Raw genomic sequence first — 16,294 nt, forward strand, 5'->3', positions numbered from 1 at the left:
ACGTGGCTTCGCCACGCCAAGAGTGGCACCCACCCGGCGCTGATCAGGGGCCGCGTGATGCCGTCTCTGCGCTCGCTAGAGCCTGGTCCGCTCGGGGTGCATGTCGTTGACCATCTGGCGCCCCGGCGTGTTGATGCAGTGCGACCCTGGCTGCGCCCCGCAGACCGGGCACGGCCGCCAGTCCTGGACCGGGCCGGCGTCGTGGCCCAACATCATGGCGATTTCGCTGATCTCACCCGCCAGGTCGTGCAGGACCGGGTCGCGGTGCCGGACGGCAGCCTTGTGGATCTGTTGGACCGACCGTCGCGCGCGCTCCAGGTTGCGCCGCGCTGACGCGCCAGGGTCAGAAGACATGCGTGGCGGCTTCCCGGGAGGGCGCGAATGAAACAGCCGACTCGGGACCGCGGGCGCGGGCCCTCAATCAACGACGAGTACCCGCTCCCCCATCCCCAGCCCACGAATGACGAGGCCCAGGTGTCGTCGGGTCACCTCATCCGATCAATCGTCCTCGGGCAAGGTCGAGAGCGATGTCCACGATCATGTCTTCCTGACCGCCGATCAGCTTGCGTCGGCCGACTTCCAGCAGGATGTCCCGGGTGTCGAGACCGTGCTGCCGTGCGGCGGTCTCTGCGTGGCGGAGGAAGCTGGAGTAGACGCCGGCGTAGCCGAGGGTGAGGGTCTCGCGGTCGACGCGGACAGGCCGGTCCTGCATCGGGCGGACGAGGTCGTCGGCGGCGTCCTGAAGAGCGAACAGGTCGCAGCCGTGTTGCCAGCCTTGCACGGTGGCTACGGCGACGAAGGGTTCGATGGGGCAGTTGCCGGCGCCGGCCCCGTGGCCGGCGAGGGACGCGTCGACGCGGGTGGCGCCCGCCTCGACGGCGACGACACTGTTGGCCACCGAGAGGGACAGGTTCTCGTGGGCGTGGACGCCGATCTCGGTGCCCGGGTCGAGGACGTCCCGGTAGGCGCGGACCCGGTCGCGGACGCCGTCCATGGTCAGCCGCCCGCCGGAGTCGGTGACGTACACGCAGTGGGCGCCGTAGGACTCCATCAGCTTGGCCTGAGCGGCGAGCTGTCCGGGTTCCGCGAGGTGGCTCATCATGAGGAAGCCGGCAACGTCCATGCCCAGTTCGCGGGCGGTGGCGATGTGCTGGGCGGCGATGTCGGCCTCGGTGCAGTGGGTGGCAACGCGGACCGACCGTACGCCGAGCGCGTGGGCTTGTCTGAGGTCGTGGATGGTGCCGATGCCGGGCAGCAGCAGGGTGGTGAGGCGGGCGCGGGTGACTGCGGCCGCGGCGGCTTCGATCCACTGCCGGTCGGTGTGGCTGGCGGGGCCGTAGGTGAGGCTGCCGCCGGCGAGCCCGTCGCCGTGAGCGACCTCGATGCCGTCCACGCCGGCAGCGTCGAGGGCGGTGACGATCCGGGCGACGTCGGCCGGGGTGATGCGGTGCCGGGTGGCGTGCATGCCGTCGCGGAGGGTGACGTCCAGGATGAACAGACGACGCTGGGGCGCGGTGGTGTTCATCGGTTCGCTCCTTGTGCTGCGGCGAGGCGCTCGGCGACCCGGAGTGCCGCGGAGGTCATGATGTCCAGGTTGCCGGCGTACGCGGGAAGGTAGTGGGCGGCGCCCTCGACCTCGAGCAGGACGCTCACCTTGGTGGTGACCGGTGTCGTGTCGTCGGGCAGCAGAGTGTGGACCGGTTCGTCCGGTGCCAGTGGGGTGAACTGCACGGGCTGCTTGAGCCGGTAGCCGGGAACGTACGCGGCGACCTCTTTGATCATCTGTTCGATGCTGGCGCGGACGGTCTCGTGGTCGGCGGGGCCGATGAGGCACTGCACGGTGTCGCGCATGATCATCGGCGGCTCGGCGGGGTTGAGGATGATGATGGCCTTGCCGCGCCGGGCGCCGCCGACCTGTTCGATGGCGGCGGCCGTGGTCTCGGTGAACTCGTCGATGTTGGCGCGGGTGCCGGAACCGGCGGACCGGGAGGCGATGGAGGCGACGATCTCGGCGTACGGCACGGGTGTCACCCGGGACACGGCCGCGACGACCGGGATGGTGGCCTGTCCCCCGCAGGTGACCATGTTGAGGTTGCCGGCGCCGAGGTGCGCGTCGAGGTTGACGGCGGGTACGACGTACGGGCCGACCGCCGCCGGGGTCAGATCGACGAGCGTCTTGCCGTACGGGGCGAGGGCAGCGGCGTTCGCCCGGTGCGCGCTCGCCGACGTGGCGTCGAAGACCACGGCGATGTCGGCGAAGTCAGGCATCGCGATGAGGCCCGCGACGCCGTCGGCGGTGGTCGGCACGCGGAGGCGGCGGGCCCGGGCGAGGCCGTCGGAGGCCGGGTCGATGCCGACCATCGCGGCCATCTCCAGCGTGTCCGACAGGCGCAGAACTTTGATCATCAGGTCGGTGCCGATGTTGCCGGATCCGATGACGGCGACCTTCGTACGCGACATCAACTGCCGCCTTCCGTGACGGGGGTGGTGAACGTGGCCTCGACGCTGCCGAGGCCGGTGAGGTGAGCGTGGACCTGCATGCCGGGGGTGACCGGAACCATCGGCCCGAGCGCGCCGGACAGCACGACCTCGCCGGCGCGCAGCGGGTCGCCGTGGGCCAGGGCCGTCTGCGCGAGCCAGGCGAGGGCCTCCAGCGGGTCGCCGAGGCACGCCGCGCCGGAACCGGTCGAGGCGGGGACACCGTTGACGGTCATGGTCATCCGGACCGCCACCGGTTCGACGGCGTCGAGGGGCACCCGGTCGGCGCCGAGGACGAACAGTCCGCTGGAGCCGTTGTCGGCGACGGTGTCGGCGAAGCTGATGTCCCAGCCGGCGATGCGGCTGTCGACGATCTCCAGTGCGGCCAGGGCGTAGGCGACCCGCTGCCGCACGGTGACGGCGGTGACGCCGGGGTCGGTGACGTCGTCGGCGAGAACGAAGGCGATCTCGGCCTCGACGCGGGGTTGCAGCAGCCGGTCGAGGCTGATCGGCGCCGACTCCGCACAGGCCATGTCGTCGAAGAGCATGCCGAAGTCGGGCCGGTCGACGCCGAGTTGCCGCTGCACGGCCGGCGAGGTGAGCCCGACCTTGCGCCCGACCGTCCGCCCGCCGTCCCGGATCCGGGCCTCGGTCAGCCGATGCTGGACGGCGTAGGCGAGGGTCTCGTCGTCGGGGCCGATCAGGTCGCGGAGCGGCGGGCAGGGGGTGCGGTTCTGCGCGGCGGTGCGCAACCGGCGGTAGGCGGCGGCGACGGGATCGGTGGCGCCGTTGGTCATGGGATCTCCGTGGCCGCGCTGCGGCCGGTCAGGCGGGTGACGGCGTCGTAGAGGGCGCGGGCGTGCAGGTCGAACAGCGGCATGAGATCGATGCTGTCGCCGCCGATCTCCTTGGCGATGAAGAGCCCGTCGGCGCCGGCGATGGCGTACGTGGTGACCAGGTCGATCGCGTCGCGGTCGGCGTCCGGGGCGAGGGTGGCGAGCACGGCGGCGAGCCGCGCCCGGGCGGTGTTCCGGACCTGCAGGAACATGCGGCGGGCGCTGGGCTCCTCCGGGCGGCGCTCGAGAGTGAGCATGAGCCCGAGGCGGAGGAAGTCGGGCGAGTCCAGCAGGGTCTTGGCGACCTGCCCCGCCAGCGCCGCGACGCGTTCCCGTGCGGGGTCGGTGTCGTCGCCGGGCAGGGTGAGCGCGTCGGCCCAGATGTCGAAGCTGCGTTCGATGACCGCGGCGAGGAGGTCGTCCTTGTTCTTGAAGTGCCAGTAGATCGAGCTGGCGGGCAGGCCGCACTTCTCGCTGACCAGGGCGATGCTGGTGCCGTCGTAGCCGCGCACGCCGGCCACCTCGGCGGCGGCGTCGAGGATGCGGCGGCGGGACTCCTCGCCGTTGGCCCGGCGCTTGCGTTCGCTGCGAGATTCCGTCATCGCACCCTTCCCATGTTTCCGGCCGATGTCTTGACGATGTCAGCAGTGAAGCTTACCGTAGCGGCCACTACAACTGTAACGCTCATTACATTAAGCGCGTCGAACTGCGGGAGGGCACGTGAGCGTCGAGGAAATCACCGGGGACCAGCGCCTGGTGCGGGTCGGCGCGCGGGACATAGCGGTCACCGAGCGGGGAGCCTGTGAGGCGGTGGTGCTGCTGCACGGCGGCGGGCCGGGGGCCTCCGGAATGTCGAACTACGCCCGCAACGTCGAGGCCCTCGCGCAGCGCTTCCGCGTCGTCGTGCCGGACCTCCCCGGCTACGGCCGGTCCAGCAAGATGGTCGACCAGAGCGACCCGTTCGGCGACCTCGCGGCCGCCGTACGTGGCCTGCTCGACGCACTCGACATCGACCGGGCCCACCTGGTCGGCAACTCCTACGGCGGAGCCGCCGCGCTGCGGCTGGCGCTGGACCGGCCCGACCGGGTCCGGCGCCTGGTCCTCATGGGCCCGGGCGGGATCGGCACGACCCGGCACGCACCGACCCCCGGGTTGAAGCGGCTGCTCGCCTACTACGCCGGCGAAGGCCCCACCCGGGCGAAGCTCGAACGGTTCATCCGCGACGACCTGGTCTACGACGGCGAGGCCGTCCCCGACGAGATGATCGAGACCCGGTACCAGGCGAGCATCGACCCGGACGTGGTCGCCAACCCGCCGCTACGGCGTCCCGCCGGGCTGCGCACCCTGCTCCGGATGGACCTGCTGCGGGACAAGCGGCTGGCCCAGGCCGCCACGCCGACGCTCGTGCTCTGGGGCGCCGAGGACCGGGTCAACCGGCCGTCCGGCGGGCGGCAGCTCGCCGGACGGATGCCCCGCTGCGACCTGTACCTGGTCGCGAGGACCGGCCACTGGGTGCAGTGGGAGCGGCCGGAGCTGTTCAACACCCTCACCACCGCCTTCCTCTCCGAGGAGTCGAAATGACCGTCTTCGGCAAGGTCCACCTGGGCTACCTGTGCATCGAGACTCGCCGGTTCGGTGACTGGCAGCGCTTCGGCGCCGACGGCGTCGGCCTGCACGTCGACCAACTCGACCACGATCACCTGCGGTTCCGGCTGGACGACCACGAGTGCCGGCTGCTGCTGCAACGGGGCCCGGCCGAGGACGTGACCACGGTCGGCTGGCACGTCGACGACCACGAGGCGTTCGACGACATCGTCGCCCGCATCACCACCCGGGGCGTGACCGTCGAGCAGGGCCACGACGAGGAGGCCGTGCTGCGGGGCGTGCAACGGTTGGTGCGCTTCCCCGGCCCGAAGGGCCTGGTCCAGGAGCTCTACACCACTCCGCTCACGACCACCGCGCCGCTGCGCATGGAGGCCAGTGGCTTCGTCACCGGCGATGCCGGCATGGGCCACATCGCCATCACCTCGCGGCGCCCGGACGCCATCCACCGCTACTACGACTACCTGCTCGACGCACGGCTGAGCGACTTCATCGTCGAGACGATCAGCGCGGTGCGCTTCCGGATCCGGTTCCTGCGGGTCAACGGCCGCCACCACTCCGTCGCCGTGGCCAACACCGAGGGCCTGCGCATCGACCCGATCCGCACCGCGATCCAGCACCTGAACACCCAGGTCGCCACGGTGGACGACATGACCGCCTCCTACCAGCGCCTCAAGCAGCTCGGCTTCACGATGGCCCTGGGCATCGGGCAGCACACCAACGACAAGGAACTCTCCTACTACGTCCGGACGCCGTCCGGCTTCGAGTGGGAGGTCGGCTGGAATCCGATCACCGTGGACGAGGCCACCTGGGAACCCACCACCCACCAGGGGATCAGCATCTGGGGGCACACACCCGAGGGTCAGACCGTCATCGACAAGCTCAACCAGTTCCGCCACGGCGCGACCTCGCTGCGCCGCGCGGAGATCACCGTCCCGGCACTCAGCGGAGCCACCGCATGAACACCGAACAGCACGACCACGACGTGATCATCGTCGGATACGGCCCGGTCGGCGTCACCGCCGCCAACCTGCTCGGCGGCATGGGCGTACGGGTGGCCGTCGTCGAACGCGACGCCGCCATCTACCCGCGCGCCCGGGCGATCTCCACCGACGAGGAGACGATCCGGATCTGGCAGGGCATCGGCCTCGCGGAGCGACTCAAGGAGGACATGCTCGCCGGCCGCCCGATCGACTTCGTCGACGCCTGCGGCCGATCGTTCCTGAGCCTCGCGCCGGCTCCCCGGGGCAACGGGCATCCGCCGCAGCTGTTCATCTACCAGCCGGCCATGGAGCAGGTCCTCCGCGACGGTGTGGCCCGCTACCCGAACGTCGAGGTCCTCCTCGGCCACGACTGTGCGGCCGTCGAGCAGGACGGCGACGGTGTCACCGTCACCGCACGCGACCTGGCCGACGACACTGTGCGTACCCTGCGGGGGGCGTACCTGATCGCCGCCGACGGCGGCTCCAGCCCGATCCGCACCCGCCTGGGCGTCGGCTTCGACGGCCGCACCTACCACGACCGGTGGGTCGTCATCGACACCAAGGTCAAGCAGGGCTGGGACACCGTCGACCGGCTGCGCTTCCACTGCGACCCGGCCCGGCCCGCCGTGGACTGCCCGACACCGTTGGGCCACCACCGCTGGGAGTTCCCGGTCCTGCCCGGCGAGGACGAAGAGGATCTGGTCAGCCACGACTACATCTGGCGGCTGCTGCGCCGCTACGGCCGGAGGCCCGACGAGGTCGTGATCCTCCGCGCGGTCATCTACAGCCACCACGTCCGCTTCGCCTCCCGTTGGCGCATCGGCCGGATCTTCCTCGCCGGCGACGCCGCGCACGCCATGCCGCCGTGGATCGGCGAGGGCATGTCGTCCGGCGTACGCGACGCGGGCAACCTGTGCTGGAAGCTGGCCGCGGTCCTGCGCGGCGAGCTACCCGACGACGCGCTGGACAGCTACGAGGCCGAGCGCAAACCACACGTGCGGGAGATGACCGTGCAGGCGGTGCGGTTCGGGCGCATCATCACCGAGCGGCGCCCCGGGCTGACGGCCGGGCGCAACGCCGCGTTCCGGGTCCTCATGCGGGTCCCGGCCTTCCGCGCCTACATGCAGGAGGCCGGATGGTTCCCGGCCAACGCCTACCGGAAGGGCCTGCTGGACCACCGCGGCGGCAACCGGGCGGTCGGCAGGCAACTCCCCCAGCCGTGGGTCCGGACCGACGGCGGTGCCCGGGCCCGTCTCGACGACGTGCTCGCCGGTCGGTGGACGCTGCTGCACACCGGCCCGGCCCGGACGTGGTCGGCCTGGGCGGCCAGCAACGTTTCGTGCCTGCAGGTTACACCGGCCGGCTCGACCCCCGCGCCCGGCACGATCGTGGACAGCGACGACGTCCTCATCCCCTGGATGCGCCGGCACCGGGCCACCGTGCTCGCACTACGCCCCGATGCCGTCGTCTACGCCGCCGGTGACGCCGATCTGGCTGGCCCGCCCTTCGTCGCCGCCCCCCGTCCGCCCGTCGACGAGCGGACGCTTCCGCCCGCCGCCACGACGACGCCCTGACATCCACCACCAAGGAGAGCCGCCATGCTCAACCTCGCGCTCATGCTCGAAGGCACCGCCGAACGGCTGCCCAGCCGGGAGGCCGTCGTGCTCGGTGACACCCGCTTGTCGTACGCCCAGCTCGACGCCGCGGCGAACCAGGTCGCGAACCTGCTCGTCGACAGCGGCATCCGGCCCGGCGACCGGGTCGCGCTGTCGTGCCCGAACCTCCCGTACTTCCCGGTCGTCTACTACGGCATCCTCAAGGCGGGCGCCGTCGTCGTACCGCTGAACGTTCTCCTCAAGGCCGGTGAGATCGCCTACCACCTGCAGGACTCGGGCGCCAGGGCGTACTTCTGCTTCGAGGGCACTCCCGAGCTGCCCATGGGGGCCGAGGGCTGGCAGGGGTTCGGCGGCGCCGACGGGTGCGACCACTTCTTCCTCATCACAGCCGACCCCCGCGCGTCGAGCCCGATCGTGGGTGCCTCCACGCTCGGATCGGCGCTCGCCGGCCGCGCCACGCGGTTCGAGACCGCGGTCACCGAGGCCACAGACACGGCGGTGATCCTCTACACCAGCGGAACGACGGGACAGCCCAAGGGCGCCGAACTCAGCCACGCCAACATGGTCATGAACGCTGTGACGTGCTGGCGCCTCTTCGGCGCCACCGATGACGACGTCCACCTCGTGACGCTGCCGCTCTTCCACTCGTTCGGGCAGACCGTGCAGATGAACGCCGGCTTCTACAGTGGCGCCACCCTGGTTCTTCTGCCGCGGTTCGACGCCGGCACGGCACTGGCGCTGATGCAGCGGGAGCGGGTCACCTTCTTCGCCGGAGTGCCGACGATGTACTGGGGCCTGCTCTCCGCCGGCCTGGAGACGGTCGATGTCGCCGCGATCGCGGGCAACCTGCGCATGGCGGTCTCCGGCGGCGCCGCCCTTCCGGTCGAGATCCTGGAGCAGGTGGAGAAGGTCTACGGCGTCAAGATCCGGGAGGGCTACGGCCTCTCCGAGACCAGTCCGGTCGCCTCGTTCAACCACCCGGGCCGGGAAGCCAAGCCCGGTTCGATCGGGCAGCCGGTCTGGGGCGTACGGATGCGGCTCATCGACGCGGACTGGAACGAGGTGCCGGAGGGCGAGGCGGGCGAGATCGCGATCCGGGGGCACAACGTCATGAAGGGCTACCACGGCCGCCCCGACGCGACCGCCGAGGTGCTCCGGGACGGGTGGTTCCGCACCGGTGACGTCGCGCGGCGCGACGAGGACGGCTACTACTTCATCGTCGACCGGGCCAAGGACATGATCGTCCGCGGTGGCTTCAACGTGTACCCCCGGGAGATCGAGGAGACCATGATGACGCACCCCGACGTGAGCCTGGTGGCCGTGGTCGGCGTGCCGCACGAGTCGCACGGCGAAGAGGTGAAGGCCTTCGTGATCCGCAACCCGGGATCTCAGCTCACCGAGGGCGAGCTGGTGAACTGGTGCAAGCAGCGGATGGCGAGTTACAAATACCCCCGCATCGTCGAGTTCCGCGACGACCTGCCCATGACCTCCACCGGCAAGATCTTGAAGCGGAAGCTCCGCGACGAGTGACCGGAACGGCTGGGCCCTCGGGATGCGGGCTTGCACCCACCGCGTGCCGAGGGCTCCAGCAAGGCTCAGGGAGGTGCGGAGCCGGCACGTTCGTCCTCTGGCCACTGGAAACGCCGGATCGACGTCGAGACCTACCGGCGCGGCATCGAGCACATCGATCGGGTGAGTGTGCATTGCCGGGCACTTGCTCGCTGGGCCGCGACCACACTGCAGTACGACGAGCCGGTGCCGGAGGAGCTCCCCGGCGCCGTGGACAGGCTCGCCGAGGCGATCCACACGCTGAGGTGGGAGGCACGAGCGGGCCGGCCGCTCGACCAGACCCGCAACACGGTGTTGGACGGCGCGCGCTTGGCCGGCCGGGCGTACCACAGAGACCTCAAGCCCTTCTCGGACGCCATCGTCATCCAGCTGCGCACGATGGCGAGTGACCTGCTCCGCGCGACCGGGTACGAGCCGGAGACGGCCAACCGGATGGTCCGCGAGGCAGCCGCTTCCTAGCGGTCGGCGGCCCCTCGGGCGGATGGACGCCTGTTCTACTGGCGGTCGCCGTCGATGTCGGGCAGCGGCCGCTGGCAGATCTCGTGTGCCTGGTCCGGCGGCAGGCCGAGCATGCGCAGCACGTCCTCGGTGACCTGGTCGGTGGCCGTGGCGTCGTCACGCTCGGGTTGGTCGTGCAGCAGTTGCCCGAGGCACAGCGCGGCGCCGGCCACGGTCACCATCGCCAACTCCGGATCGCGCACGCTGAACCGTCCGGCGCGGACGCCGTCCTCGATGTCGCGCCGGGCTCGCGGTGCGAGGCCCTTGTCCGAGCCGGCCAGGACCAGGCCGGTGCTGAGCAGGACCTTGCTCAGCTCGGGCTGGCGGCGGTGGAGGCGGCCGGTCAGCCGGAAGCTCTGCGCGAAGACGTGGGCCGGGTCCTCCAAACCCACGGTCAGTTCGTCAAGCAGGCCGCCGTAGCGATCGAGGGCGTCCTCGACCGCGGCCTCGATGAGCTGCTCGCGGCTGTCGAAGTGGTTGTAGAACGATCCCATCCCCACGTCGGCGGCCTGGGTGAGCTCGAGGATCGGCACGTTCGGCTTGCCGGCCGCGATGAAGGTCTGGGCGGCACGCACGAGCGCCGATCGGGTGTGCGCCTTCCGCCGTTCCAGGCGGTTGGGTGCCTGCCTGGTCTGCTGCGCCATGCCTGCGTGCTCACCTCTCCCGGTCGGTCTGCGACCACCTTAACCCAGACGGAACTCAGTGATGACGAAATCGTCACCTGCCCTTGACTGACGCTACTCTCGTAAGTGACGATTTCGTCAACTTGGAGGGAGCGGGAGATGATCGAGCACCACGACCCGCACACCGGTCTGCACAGCGAGCAGGGCGCCCTGCGGGGCGAACACCCCGGCAGGGCCCGTAACCCGATCGTGAAGGTGCACGACCTCGCCTGGCTGGAGTTCCAGAAGCCTGATCTCGAGCGGGCCGAGGCGTTCGCCCGGGCCTTCGGCTTCACCACGGCACTGCGTACCGCCGAGGAGCTGCACCTGCGGGGCACCGACCCTGGCTCGCCCTGCGTACTCATCCGCCGGGGCCCGCGGTCGCGGTTCATCGGTCCCGCGTTCCGGGCCGCCGACGGGCAGGACGTACTGCGGCTCGCGGAGGCGACCGGGAGGACGATGAGTTCCCTGCCGGAGAGCCTGGGCGGGGTGACGGTGGACCTGGTCGACCCGAACGGGACGCGGGTACGCGTGGTCGCGGACACCCACGAGCTCCCTCCGCTGCCCACGCAGCAGCCGCTGACGTTCAATGTCGGACACGACGTAACCCGGGTGAACGTCACCCAGCGGCCGCCGCGGCAGCCGGCCCGGGTCCAGCGGCTCGGCCACGTCGTGCTGCAGACCACCCGCTACCTGGAGACGCTCAACTGGTACCTGGAGCACCTGGGTCTGATCGTCAGCGACTTCCTCTACCAGCAGGGGCAGCGCGAGCGCGGCCCGGTGATGAGCTTCATCCGCTGCGACCGCGGCAGTACGCCCACCGACCACCACACGCTCGCGATGACCCTCGGGCCGGCCAACCGGTACGTGCACTCCGCCTACCAGGTCCCGGACCTCGACTCGCTGGCCGCCGGTGGGGAGCACCTGCTCGACCTGGGCTACCGGCGGTCCTGGGGGATCGGCCGGCACATCCAGGGCAGCCAGATCTTCGACTACTGGCGCGACCCCGACGGCTTCCTGGTCGAGCACTTCACCGACGGCGACCTGTTCGACTGCACGCTCGAACCGGGCTGGGCACCGATGACCGCCTCCGGGCTCGCCCAGTGGGGCCCGCCCGCCACCAAGGACTTCCTCGGCGTGAAACCCGGCCGGGAATCGCTTCGCGAGCTGCGCGCGGTCATCGGCGCACTGCGCGAGAACAACGAATTCGACCTCCACCGCCTGCGCGGCCTGATGAAAGCGTTCACCTCATGAGCACCTCCGTTCTGCGCACCGCCGACGCCTGGTGGGTGCTCACCCCCACCGGCGCCGTCAAGGTCAACACCAGCGCCACCACGACCGCTGACCTGCTGGCCGACCGGCCGGCGCTCGTCGCGGCCGCGACGAGCGGCGAAACCGTTCCGGTGGACGACCTTGCGCTGGTCTCCCCGGTCACGGCGCCCTGCCGCGTCGTCGCCCAGATGACGAACTTCGCCTCGCACGTCAAGGACACCAACGGGAATCCCGAGACAGTCCCCCTGACGTTCTTCCGCAAGACCTCGGGCTCGATCAGCGGCCCGTTCGCCGACGTGGTCCGCCCCGCCCACGTGAAACTGCTGGACTACGAAGTCGAGATCGGGCTGGTCTTCGGTCGCGAGATGCCGGTCGGCACGACGGTCACCGACGACAACCTCGCCGACTACGTCGCGGGCCTGGTGGTCACCAACGACGTCTCCGCACGCGACGTCCAGTTGCCCAAGACGCAGTTCTACGAGGCCAAGTCCTACCCGACCTTCACCCCGGTCGGCCCCGTGCTGGTGCTGCTCGACGCCGACGAGCTCAAGCGGTTCACCGACCTGCGGCTGAAGCTGTGGGTCAACGGCGAACTCCGGCAGGACATGACCGCCGCCGACATGATCTACCGGCCGGTCCAGGCACTGCAGGCACTGACCCGCTTCCAGCGGGTCGACCCCGGCGACCTGCTGCTGACCGGCACGCCCGTCGGGACGGCGCTGAGCGCGCCGCCCAAGCCGGTCGAGATCATCGCCTCGCTGCTGCCGCCCGCCGTCAAGTGGAAGATGTTCTTCAAGGGCCAGGCCCGCAACCCCAAGTACCTCAAGGACGGCGACATCGTCGAGGCCACGATCGCCACCGACGACGGCGCGATCGACCTGGGCCGGCAGCGCACCGTCGTGAGGTACGCCCGATGACCGGGCCCCTGCTGTGGCCGGGCTACGCCACGCCCGACGACCTCGCCGCAATCGAGGCCGTGCCGCTGGAGGCGCGGGGTCTGCCCGAATCGACGTACGCGCTGCTGTCGTGGGCGGCAACGCGCTGGCCGGACCGTACGGCTGTCAGCGTCCTGCCGGACGCTGCCCGCTGGCGGGAGCCGCTGCGCCCCACCTTCGCCGAACTCCTGGCCGACGTCCACCGGTACGCGAACCTGTTCCACGACCTCGGCGTCGGGCGGGGTGACGCGGTCGCCCTCATGTCGCCAAACTGCGCCGAACTGATCACCGCGACGCTGGCCGCGCAGCTCGCCGGGATCGCGGCGCCGCTGAGCGGCGGTTTGTCCCGGCAGCACCTGGCCGAGCTCCTGCGGCGCTCCGGTGCCCGGGTGCTGGTCACGGCCGGGCCCGACCTCGCGCCGGACACGTGGGACAGCGCGCAGGCACTGGCCGGCGACGGCCTGCTCGACGCGATCCTCGTACTCCGGCTCACCGGGGCGGCGGACGCGCCGCAACCGCTGCCGGCCATCGACGGCGTCCGCGTCGGCTACCTCGGCGAGCTTGCCGCGGCCATGGATCCGGCCACCTTCGACGGTGAGCTGCCCCGATCCGCCGATCTGGCCGCGATGTTCCACACCGGGGGCACCACCGGCGCCCCGAAACTGGCCGCGCACACGCACGCCAACGAGGTCACCGACGCGTGGATGCTGGCCGCCAGCTCCCTCTTCGACCAGGAGAGCGTGGTCTTCGCGGCGCTTCCGCTGTTTCACGTGAACGCCCTCGTGGTCACCCTGCTCGCACCCCTGTTCAAGGGACAGGAGGTGGTGTGGGCCGGTCCGCTCGGCTACCGCGACCCGGCATTGTTCGGCTCGTTCTGGAAGATCGTCGAGCATTACCGGATCGCCGCCATGAGCGCGGTGCCGACGGTGTACGCCGTGCTGGCGCAGGTACCGGTCGACGCCGACATCAGCAGCCTGCGGTTCCCGATGGTGGGGGCCTCGCCGCTGCCCGCCGCGGTCCGGGACACCTTCCATGCCCACACCGGGATAGCCCTGGTCGAGGGCTACGGGCTGACCGAGGCGACCTGCGCGAGCGCCCGCAGCTTCCCCGACGCGTCGCCGCCGGGCTCGGTCGGGCAGCGCCTGCCCTACCAGCGGCTGCGGGTGATCGCCGCCGACGGCACGTGGGAAGACCGGCCCGCCGGTGAGACGGGCCTGCTGGCGGTCAACGGCCCGACCGTCTTCCCCGGCTACGTCGTCGACCGGGACGAGAACGGCCCCGTACTGGACGGGCTGGGCAAGCTGGTCGACGGCTGGCTGGACACCGGCGACCTCGCCCGCATCGACGAGGACGGCTTCGTCTACCTCGCCGGCCGGGCCAAGGACCTCATCATCCGCGGCGGGCACAACATCGACCCCGCGATCGTCGAGGACACGCTGCTGGCCCACCCGCAGGTCACCGCGGCCAGCGCAGTCGGGCGCCCCGACATCCATGCCGGCGAGGTACCGGTCGCCTACGTCACCCTCGCGCCCGGCGCCACCGTCACGGGGGACGACCTGCGCAACTGGGCAAGCGACCGGGTGCCCGACCGCACCGCCGCGCCCAAGTCCGTGACGGTCCTCGACGAACTACCCGTCACCGCCGTGGGCAAGCTCTACAAGCTCGCCCTGCGGAAGGACGCCGTCCGCGCGGAACTGCGTGCCGCGCTCGACCGGATCGCCGGAGTGCAGGACATCGAGGCCGCGATCGAGGGCAGCTCCATCGTGGCCACTGTGAACATTCATCCCTCTGCCCAGGAGGAGGCCGTCAAGGCGGTCCTGGGCCGGTATGCCATCGAATGGCGATTGGTGGTTGTGTCATGACGCTCGCTGCGACCATCCTCGCGGTGCTGCTCGCGCTGATCTTCTCCGCCCTGGGCACGGCCAAGATCCTGGCCCTGCAACCGATGCGTGAGCTGGCGGCGCACGCCGGCTTCTCCGTTTCGGCCTATCGCCGCATCGGCCTGCTCGAGATCGCCGCGGTGATCGGGCTGCTCATCGGCCTGTTCCAGCCGCTGATCGGCCTCCTCGCCGGTGCCGGGCTGCTACTCCTGCTCGGCGGAGCCCTCGTCGTACACCTACGCAAGGGGGACGGCCCGCGCAGGTACGCTCCCGCCATCGTCTGCGGAGTCCTCGTCGCTGCCTACCTCGTTCTCCAGGTGTTGGCCGCCCGATGAATGTGGTTCCGGTGGTGATCGTCGGTGCGGGCCCCACCGGGCTCGCCGCCGCGACACTGCTCGCCCAGTACGGCGTCGAGTGCCTGATCCTCGAGCGGTGGGAGTCGGTCTACCCCCTGCCCCGGGCCGTCGCCCTCGACGACGAGGTCCACCGCATCCTTGCCCGCCTCGGGCTCCGCGACGAGTTCGCCGCCATCTCCCGGCCACACCGGGGCCTTCGACTCATCGACCGCAGGATGCGGGTGCTGGCCGAGTTCCCGCGCGACGTGGCACCGGGCCGGCACGGCTACCCCCAGGGGAGCATGTTCGACCAACCGGAACTGGAAGCGATCCTCCGCCAGAACCTCAAGCAGTACAACAGCGCCACCCTGCGCGGCAACACCGAGGTCACCGCGCTGACCCAGGACGCCGACGGCGTACGGCTCGACGTCACCGACACGGCCACCGGCGAGCACGACGTCGTCCACGCGAGGTACGTCCTGGGCTGCGACGGCGCCAACAGCCTGACCCGGGGCGCGATCGGCTCCACCATGCAGGACCTCGGGTTCACACAACGCTGGCTCGTCGTCGACGTCGTCACCGAGGCCGACCTCGGCCAGTGGGAAGGCGTGCACCAGCTCTCCGACCCGGCCCGCGCCGGCACGTACATGCGCGTCGGGAAGACCCGCTACCGCTGGGAATTCCTACTGGCGCCCGGCGAGACCGCCGACGACTTCCGCGACATGCCCCGGCTCCATCCGTTGATCGCGCCGTGGACGGGGAACATCCCCCTCGCGGACCTGGAGGTCGTCCGCGCCGCCGAGTACACCTTCCGCGCGCAGGTCGCCGACCGGTGGCGCGACCGCCGCGTGTTCCTGCTCGGCGACGCCGCCCACCTCACCCCACCGTTCATCGGCCAAGGCATGGGCGCCGGGCTGCGCGACGCGATGAACCTCGCCTGGAAACTCGCCGGCGTGCTCGACGGAACCCTGCCCGAGACCGTCCTCGACACCTACGCAGTCGAACGCAAGCACCACGCGCAAGCCATGATCAAGCTGGCGAAGATCATCGGCACCGCGATGACGGCCGGCGGCAGAGTGGGCGACATCATCCGCCGCGCGGTGGCGCCACGCCTGCACCTCGTACCCGGTCTCAAGGACCTCGCCACGGACAGCCAGACACCTCCGCTGCACCGGTCCGAGCTGGTGATACGGCCCCGCCTGCGCCGCACCCTCGCGGGCCGACTGTGCCCGAACACCCTCGTCGACGGCGACCGCCGCCTCGACGACATTGCCGCCGGCCGATTCGCGATCGTCACCACCACCGAGCCGCCCGCCACCCAACGAGCAGACATCGATCGACGCGGAATGGTCCTCGTCGCTGCCCGACCGGGCAGCGAGCTACACCAATGGCTGGCGAGAGGCCGCGCCCACATAGCGATCGTTCGCCCAGACGGCGCCGTGCTCTGTGCCGGCCGCCGGCTGCCCGAGTTCCGCACCATCCTGCCCGGCCGCAACCGGAACCTCCCTCGCCGTTGACCCCAACGGCGTACGGCCGGTGGACGTCAGCGCACGCAGTTACTCCCGTCGCGCTCCGCAACCACGCCTTGCCAGAACATGGCGCACATTCGCCACCCCACCACTCACCTC

General features: G+C 70.8%; 16 protein-coding genes. 10 read left to right on the forward strand and 6 right to left on the reverse strand.

From position 1 onward, the window contains the following. Positions 1-75 precede the first annotated feature (75 nt). From ACN26Y_RS27930 to ACN26Y_RS27950, 5 genes are all read right to left on the reverse strand, one after another. Positions 76-354, reverse strand: a complete 279-nt coding sequence (locus ACN26Y_RS27930; RefSeq protein WP_155333119.1) for a zinc finger domain-containing protein — start codon at positions 352-354, stop codon at positions 76-78. Between the two features lie 136 nt (positions 355-490). Then, positions 491-1,525, reverse strand: coding sequence for a 4-hydroxy-2-oxovalerate aldolase (dmpG, locus tag ACN26Y_RS27935; protein ID WP_422733787.1), 1,035 nt, complete (start codon positions 1,523-1,525; stop codon positions 491-493). Beyond that, the gene (locus ACN26Y_RS27940; RefSeq protein WP_155333121.1) at positions 1,522-2,460 is read right to left on the reverse strand and encodes an acetaldehyde dehydrogenase (acetylating); all 939 of its coding nucleotides are present in this window, start codon (positions 2,458-2,460) and stop codon (positions 1,522-1,524) included. The genes dmpG and ACN26Y_RS27940 overlap by 4 nt, the downstream gene beginning before the upstream one ends. Continuing rightward, positions 2,460-3,275: a 2-keto-4-pentenoate hydratase gene (locus ACN26Y_RS27945; protein ID WP_155333122.1), complete on the reverse strand. Its 816-nt coding sequence runs from the start codon at positions 3,273-3,275 to the stop codon at positions 2,460-2,462. The genes ACN26Y_RS27940 and ACN26Y_RS27945 overlap by 1 nt, the downstream gene beginning before the upstream one ends. Beyond that, positions 3,272-3,916, reverse strand: coding sequence for a TetR/AcrR family transcriptional regulator (locus ACN26Y_RS27950; protein ID WP_155333123.1), 645 nt, complete (start codon positions 3,914-3,916; stop codon positions 3,272-3,274). The genes ACN26Y_RS27945 and ACN26Y_RS27950 overlap by 4 nt, the downstream gene beginning before the upstream one ends. A gap of 118 nt (positions 3,917-4,034) precedes the next feature. Between ACN26Y_RS27950 and ACN26Y_RS27955 the strand changes: the two genes are divergently transcribed. The 5 genes from ACN26Y_RS27955 to ACN26Y_RS27975 all read left to right on the forward strand — a co-directional run bounded on the left by ACN26Y_RS27955 (position 4,035) and on the right by ACN26Y_RS27975 (position 9,543). Beyond that, positions 4,035-4,895 (forward strand): alpha/beta fold hydrolase, encoded by an 861-nt coding sequence (locus ACN26Y_RS27955; RefSeq protein ID WP_230688805.1) that lies wholly within the window; start codon positions 4,035-4,037, stop codon positions 4,893-4,895. Then, positions 4,892-5,878 carry a VOC family protein gene (locus tag ACN26Y_RS27960; protein ID WP_422733788.1) on the forward strand — a complete coding sequence of 329 codons (987 nt, stop codon included), beginning with the start codon at positions 4,892-4,894 and terminating at the stop codon, positions 5,876-5,878. Before ACN26Y_RS27955 ends, ACN26Y_RS27960 begins: the two co-directional genes overlap by 4 nt. Continuing rightward, positions 5,875-7,473 (forward strand): bifunctional 3-(3-hydroxy-phenyl)propionate/3-hydroxycinnamic acid hydroxylase, encoded by a 1,599-nt coding sequence (locus ACN26Y_RS27965; RefSeq protein ID WP_155333125.1) that lies wholly within the window; start codon positions 5,875-5,877, stop codon positions 7,471-7,473. The genes ACN26Y_RS27960 and ACN26Y_RS27965 overlap by 4 nt, the downstream gene beginning before the upstream one ends. A gap of 24 nt (positions 7,474-7,497) precedes the next feature. Then, positions 7,498-9,045 carry a long-chain-fatty-acid--CoA ligase gene (locus tag ACN26Y_RS27970; RefSeq protein WP_155333126.1) on the forward strand — a complete coding sequence of 516 codons (1,548 nt, stop codon included), beginning with the start codon at positions 7,498-7,500 and terminating at the stop codon, positions 9,043-9,045. Between the two features lie 225 nt (positions 9,046-9,270). Beyond that, positions 9,271-9,543: a hypothetical protein gene (locus tag ACN26Y_RS27975; RefSeq protein ID WP_155333127.1), complete on the forward strand. Its 273-nt coding sequence runs from the start codon at positions 9,271-9,273 to the stop codon at positions 9,541-9,543. A 35-nt stretch (positions 9,544-9,578) separates the two neighbouring features. On the opposite strand, the gene ACN26Y_RS27980 is transcribed toward ACN26Y_RS27975, so the two are convergent. After that, complete coding sequence (locus tag ACN26Y_RS27980) at positions 9,579-10,226, reverse strand: TetR/AcrR family transcriptional regulator (protein ID WP_155333128.1); 648 nt, start codon at positions 10,224-10,226, stop codon at positions 9,579-9,581. Positions 10,227-10,364: 138 nt separating this feature from the next. Here ACN26Y_RS27980 and ACN26Y_RS27985 point away from each other — a divergent pair, with 138 nt between their 5' ends. From ACN26Y_RS27985 to ACN26Y_RS28005, 5 genes are read left to right on the forward strand one after another with little or no spacing between them, the layout of a single operon-like run. Further along, positions 10,365-11,498, forward strand: a complete 1,134-nt coding sequence (locus tag ACN26Y_RS27985) for a VOC family protein (protein WP_155333129.1) — start codon at positions 10,365-10,367, stop codon at positions 11,496-11,498. Then, complete coding sequence (locus ACN26Y_RS27990) at positions 11,495-12,433, forward strand: fumarylacetoacetate hydrolase family protein (RefSeq protein WP_155333130.1); 939 nt, start codon at positions 11,495-11,497, stop codon at positions 12,431-12,433. Before ACN26Y_RS27985 ends, ACN26Y_RS27990 begins: the two co-directional genes overlap by 4 nt. After that, complete coding sequence (locus ACN26Y_RS27995; RefSeq protein ID WP_155333131.1) at positions 12,430-14,313, forward strand: acyl-CoA synthetase; 1,884 nt, start codon at positions 12,430-12,432, stop codon at positions 14,311-14,313. The genes ACN26Y_RS27990 and ACN26Y_RS27995 overlap by 4 nt, the downstream gene beginning before the upstream one ends. Then, positions 14,310-14,666, forward strand: coding sequence for a DoxX family protein (locus ACN26Y_RS28000; RefSeq protein ID WP_155333132.1), 357 nt, complete (start codon positions 14,310-14,312; stop codon positions 14,664-14,666). Before ACN26Y_RS27995 ends, ACN26Y_RS28000 begins: the two co-directional genes overlap by 4 nt. Further along, entirely contained in the window at positions 14,663-16,183 is a 1,521-nt protein-coding gene (locus ACN26Y_RS28005; protein ID WP_155333133.1) for a bifunctional 3-(3-hydroxy-phenyl)propionate/3-hydroxycinnamic acid hydroxylase, read from the forward strand. The genes ACN26Y_RS28000 and ACN26Y_RS28005 overlap by 4 nt, the downstream gene beginning before the upstream one ends. The last annotated feature ends 111 nt before the right edge of the window (positions 16,184-16,294 follow it).

It is taken from the genome of Micromonospora sp. WMMD558 (assembly GCF_049315255.1).
Taxonomy (GTDB): Bacteria; Actinomycetota; Actinomycetes; order Mycobacteriales; family Micromonosporaceae; genus Micromonospora.

Bases quoted from the DNA above. Each gene is read 5' to 3' on its own strand.
- ACN26Y_RS27990 (WP_155333130.1), top strand. From the start codon at position 11,495: ATGAGCACCTCCGTTCTGCGCACCGCCGACGCCTGGTGGGTGCTCACC.
- ACN26Y_RS27950 (WP_155333123.1), bottom strand. From the start codon at position 3,916: ATGACGGAATCTCGCAGCGAACGCAAGCGCCGGGCCAACGGCGAGGAG.
- ACN26Y_RS27960 (WP_422733788.1), top strand. From the start codon at position 4,892: ATGACCGTCTTCGGCAAGGTCCACCTGGGCTACCTGTGCATCGAGACT.
- ACN26Y_RS27980 (WP_155333128.1), bottom strand. From the start codon at position 10,226: ATGGCGCAGCAGACCAGGCAGGCACCCAACCGCCTGGAACGGCGGAAG.
- ACN26Y_RS28005 (WP_155333133.1), top strand. From the start codon at position 14,663: ATGAATGTGGTTCCGGTGGTGATCGTCGGTGCGGGCCCCACCGGGCTC.
- ACN26Y_RS27995 (WP_155333131.1), top strand. From the start codon at position 12,430: ATGACCGGGCCCCTGCTGTGGCCGGGCTACGCCACGCCCGACGACCTC.
- ACN26Y_RS27940 (WP_155333121.1), bottom strand. From the start codon at position 2,460: ATGTCGCGTACGAAGGTCGCCGTCATCGGATCCGGCAACATCGGCACC.
- ACN26Y_RS28000 (WP_155333132.1), top strand. From the start codon at position 14,310: ATGACGCTCGCTGCGACCATCCTCGCGGTGCTGCTCGCGCTGATCTTC.
- ACN26Y_RS27985 (WP_155333129.1), top strand. From the start codon at position 10,365: ATGATCGAGCACCACGACCCGCACACCGGTCTGCACAGCGAGCAGGGC.
- ACN26Y_RS27970 (WP_155333126.1), top strand. From the start codon at position 7,498: ATGCTCAACCTCGCGCTCATGCTCGAAGGCACCGCCGAACGGCTGCCC.
- dmpG (WP_422733787.1), bottom strand. From the start codon at position 1,525: ATGAACACCACCGCGCCCCAGCGTCGTCTGTTCATCCTGGACGTCACC.
- ACN26Y_RS27945 (WP_155333122.1), bottom strand. From the start codon at position 3,275: ATGACCAACGGCGCCACCGATCCCGTCGCCGCCGCCTACCGCCGGTTG.
- ACN26Y_RS27930 (WP_155333119.1), bottom strand. From the start codon at position 354: ATGTCTTCTGACCCTGGCGCGTCAGCGCGGCGCAACCTGGAGCGCGCG.
- ACN26Y_RS27965 (WP_155333125.1), top strand. From the start codon at position 5,875: ATGAACACCGAACAGCACGACCACGACGTGATCATCGTCGGATACGGC.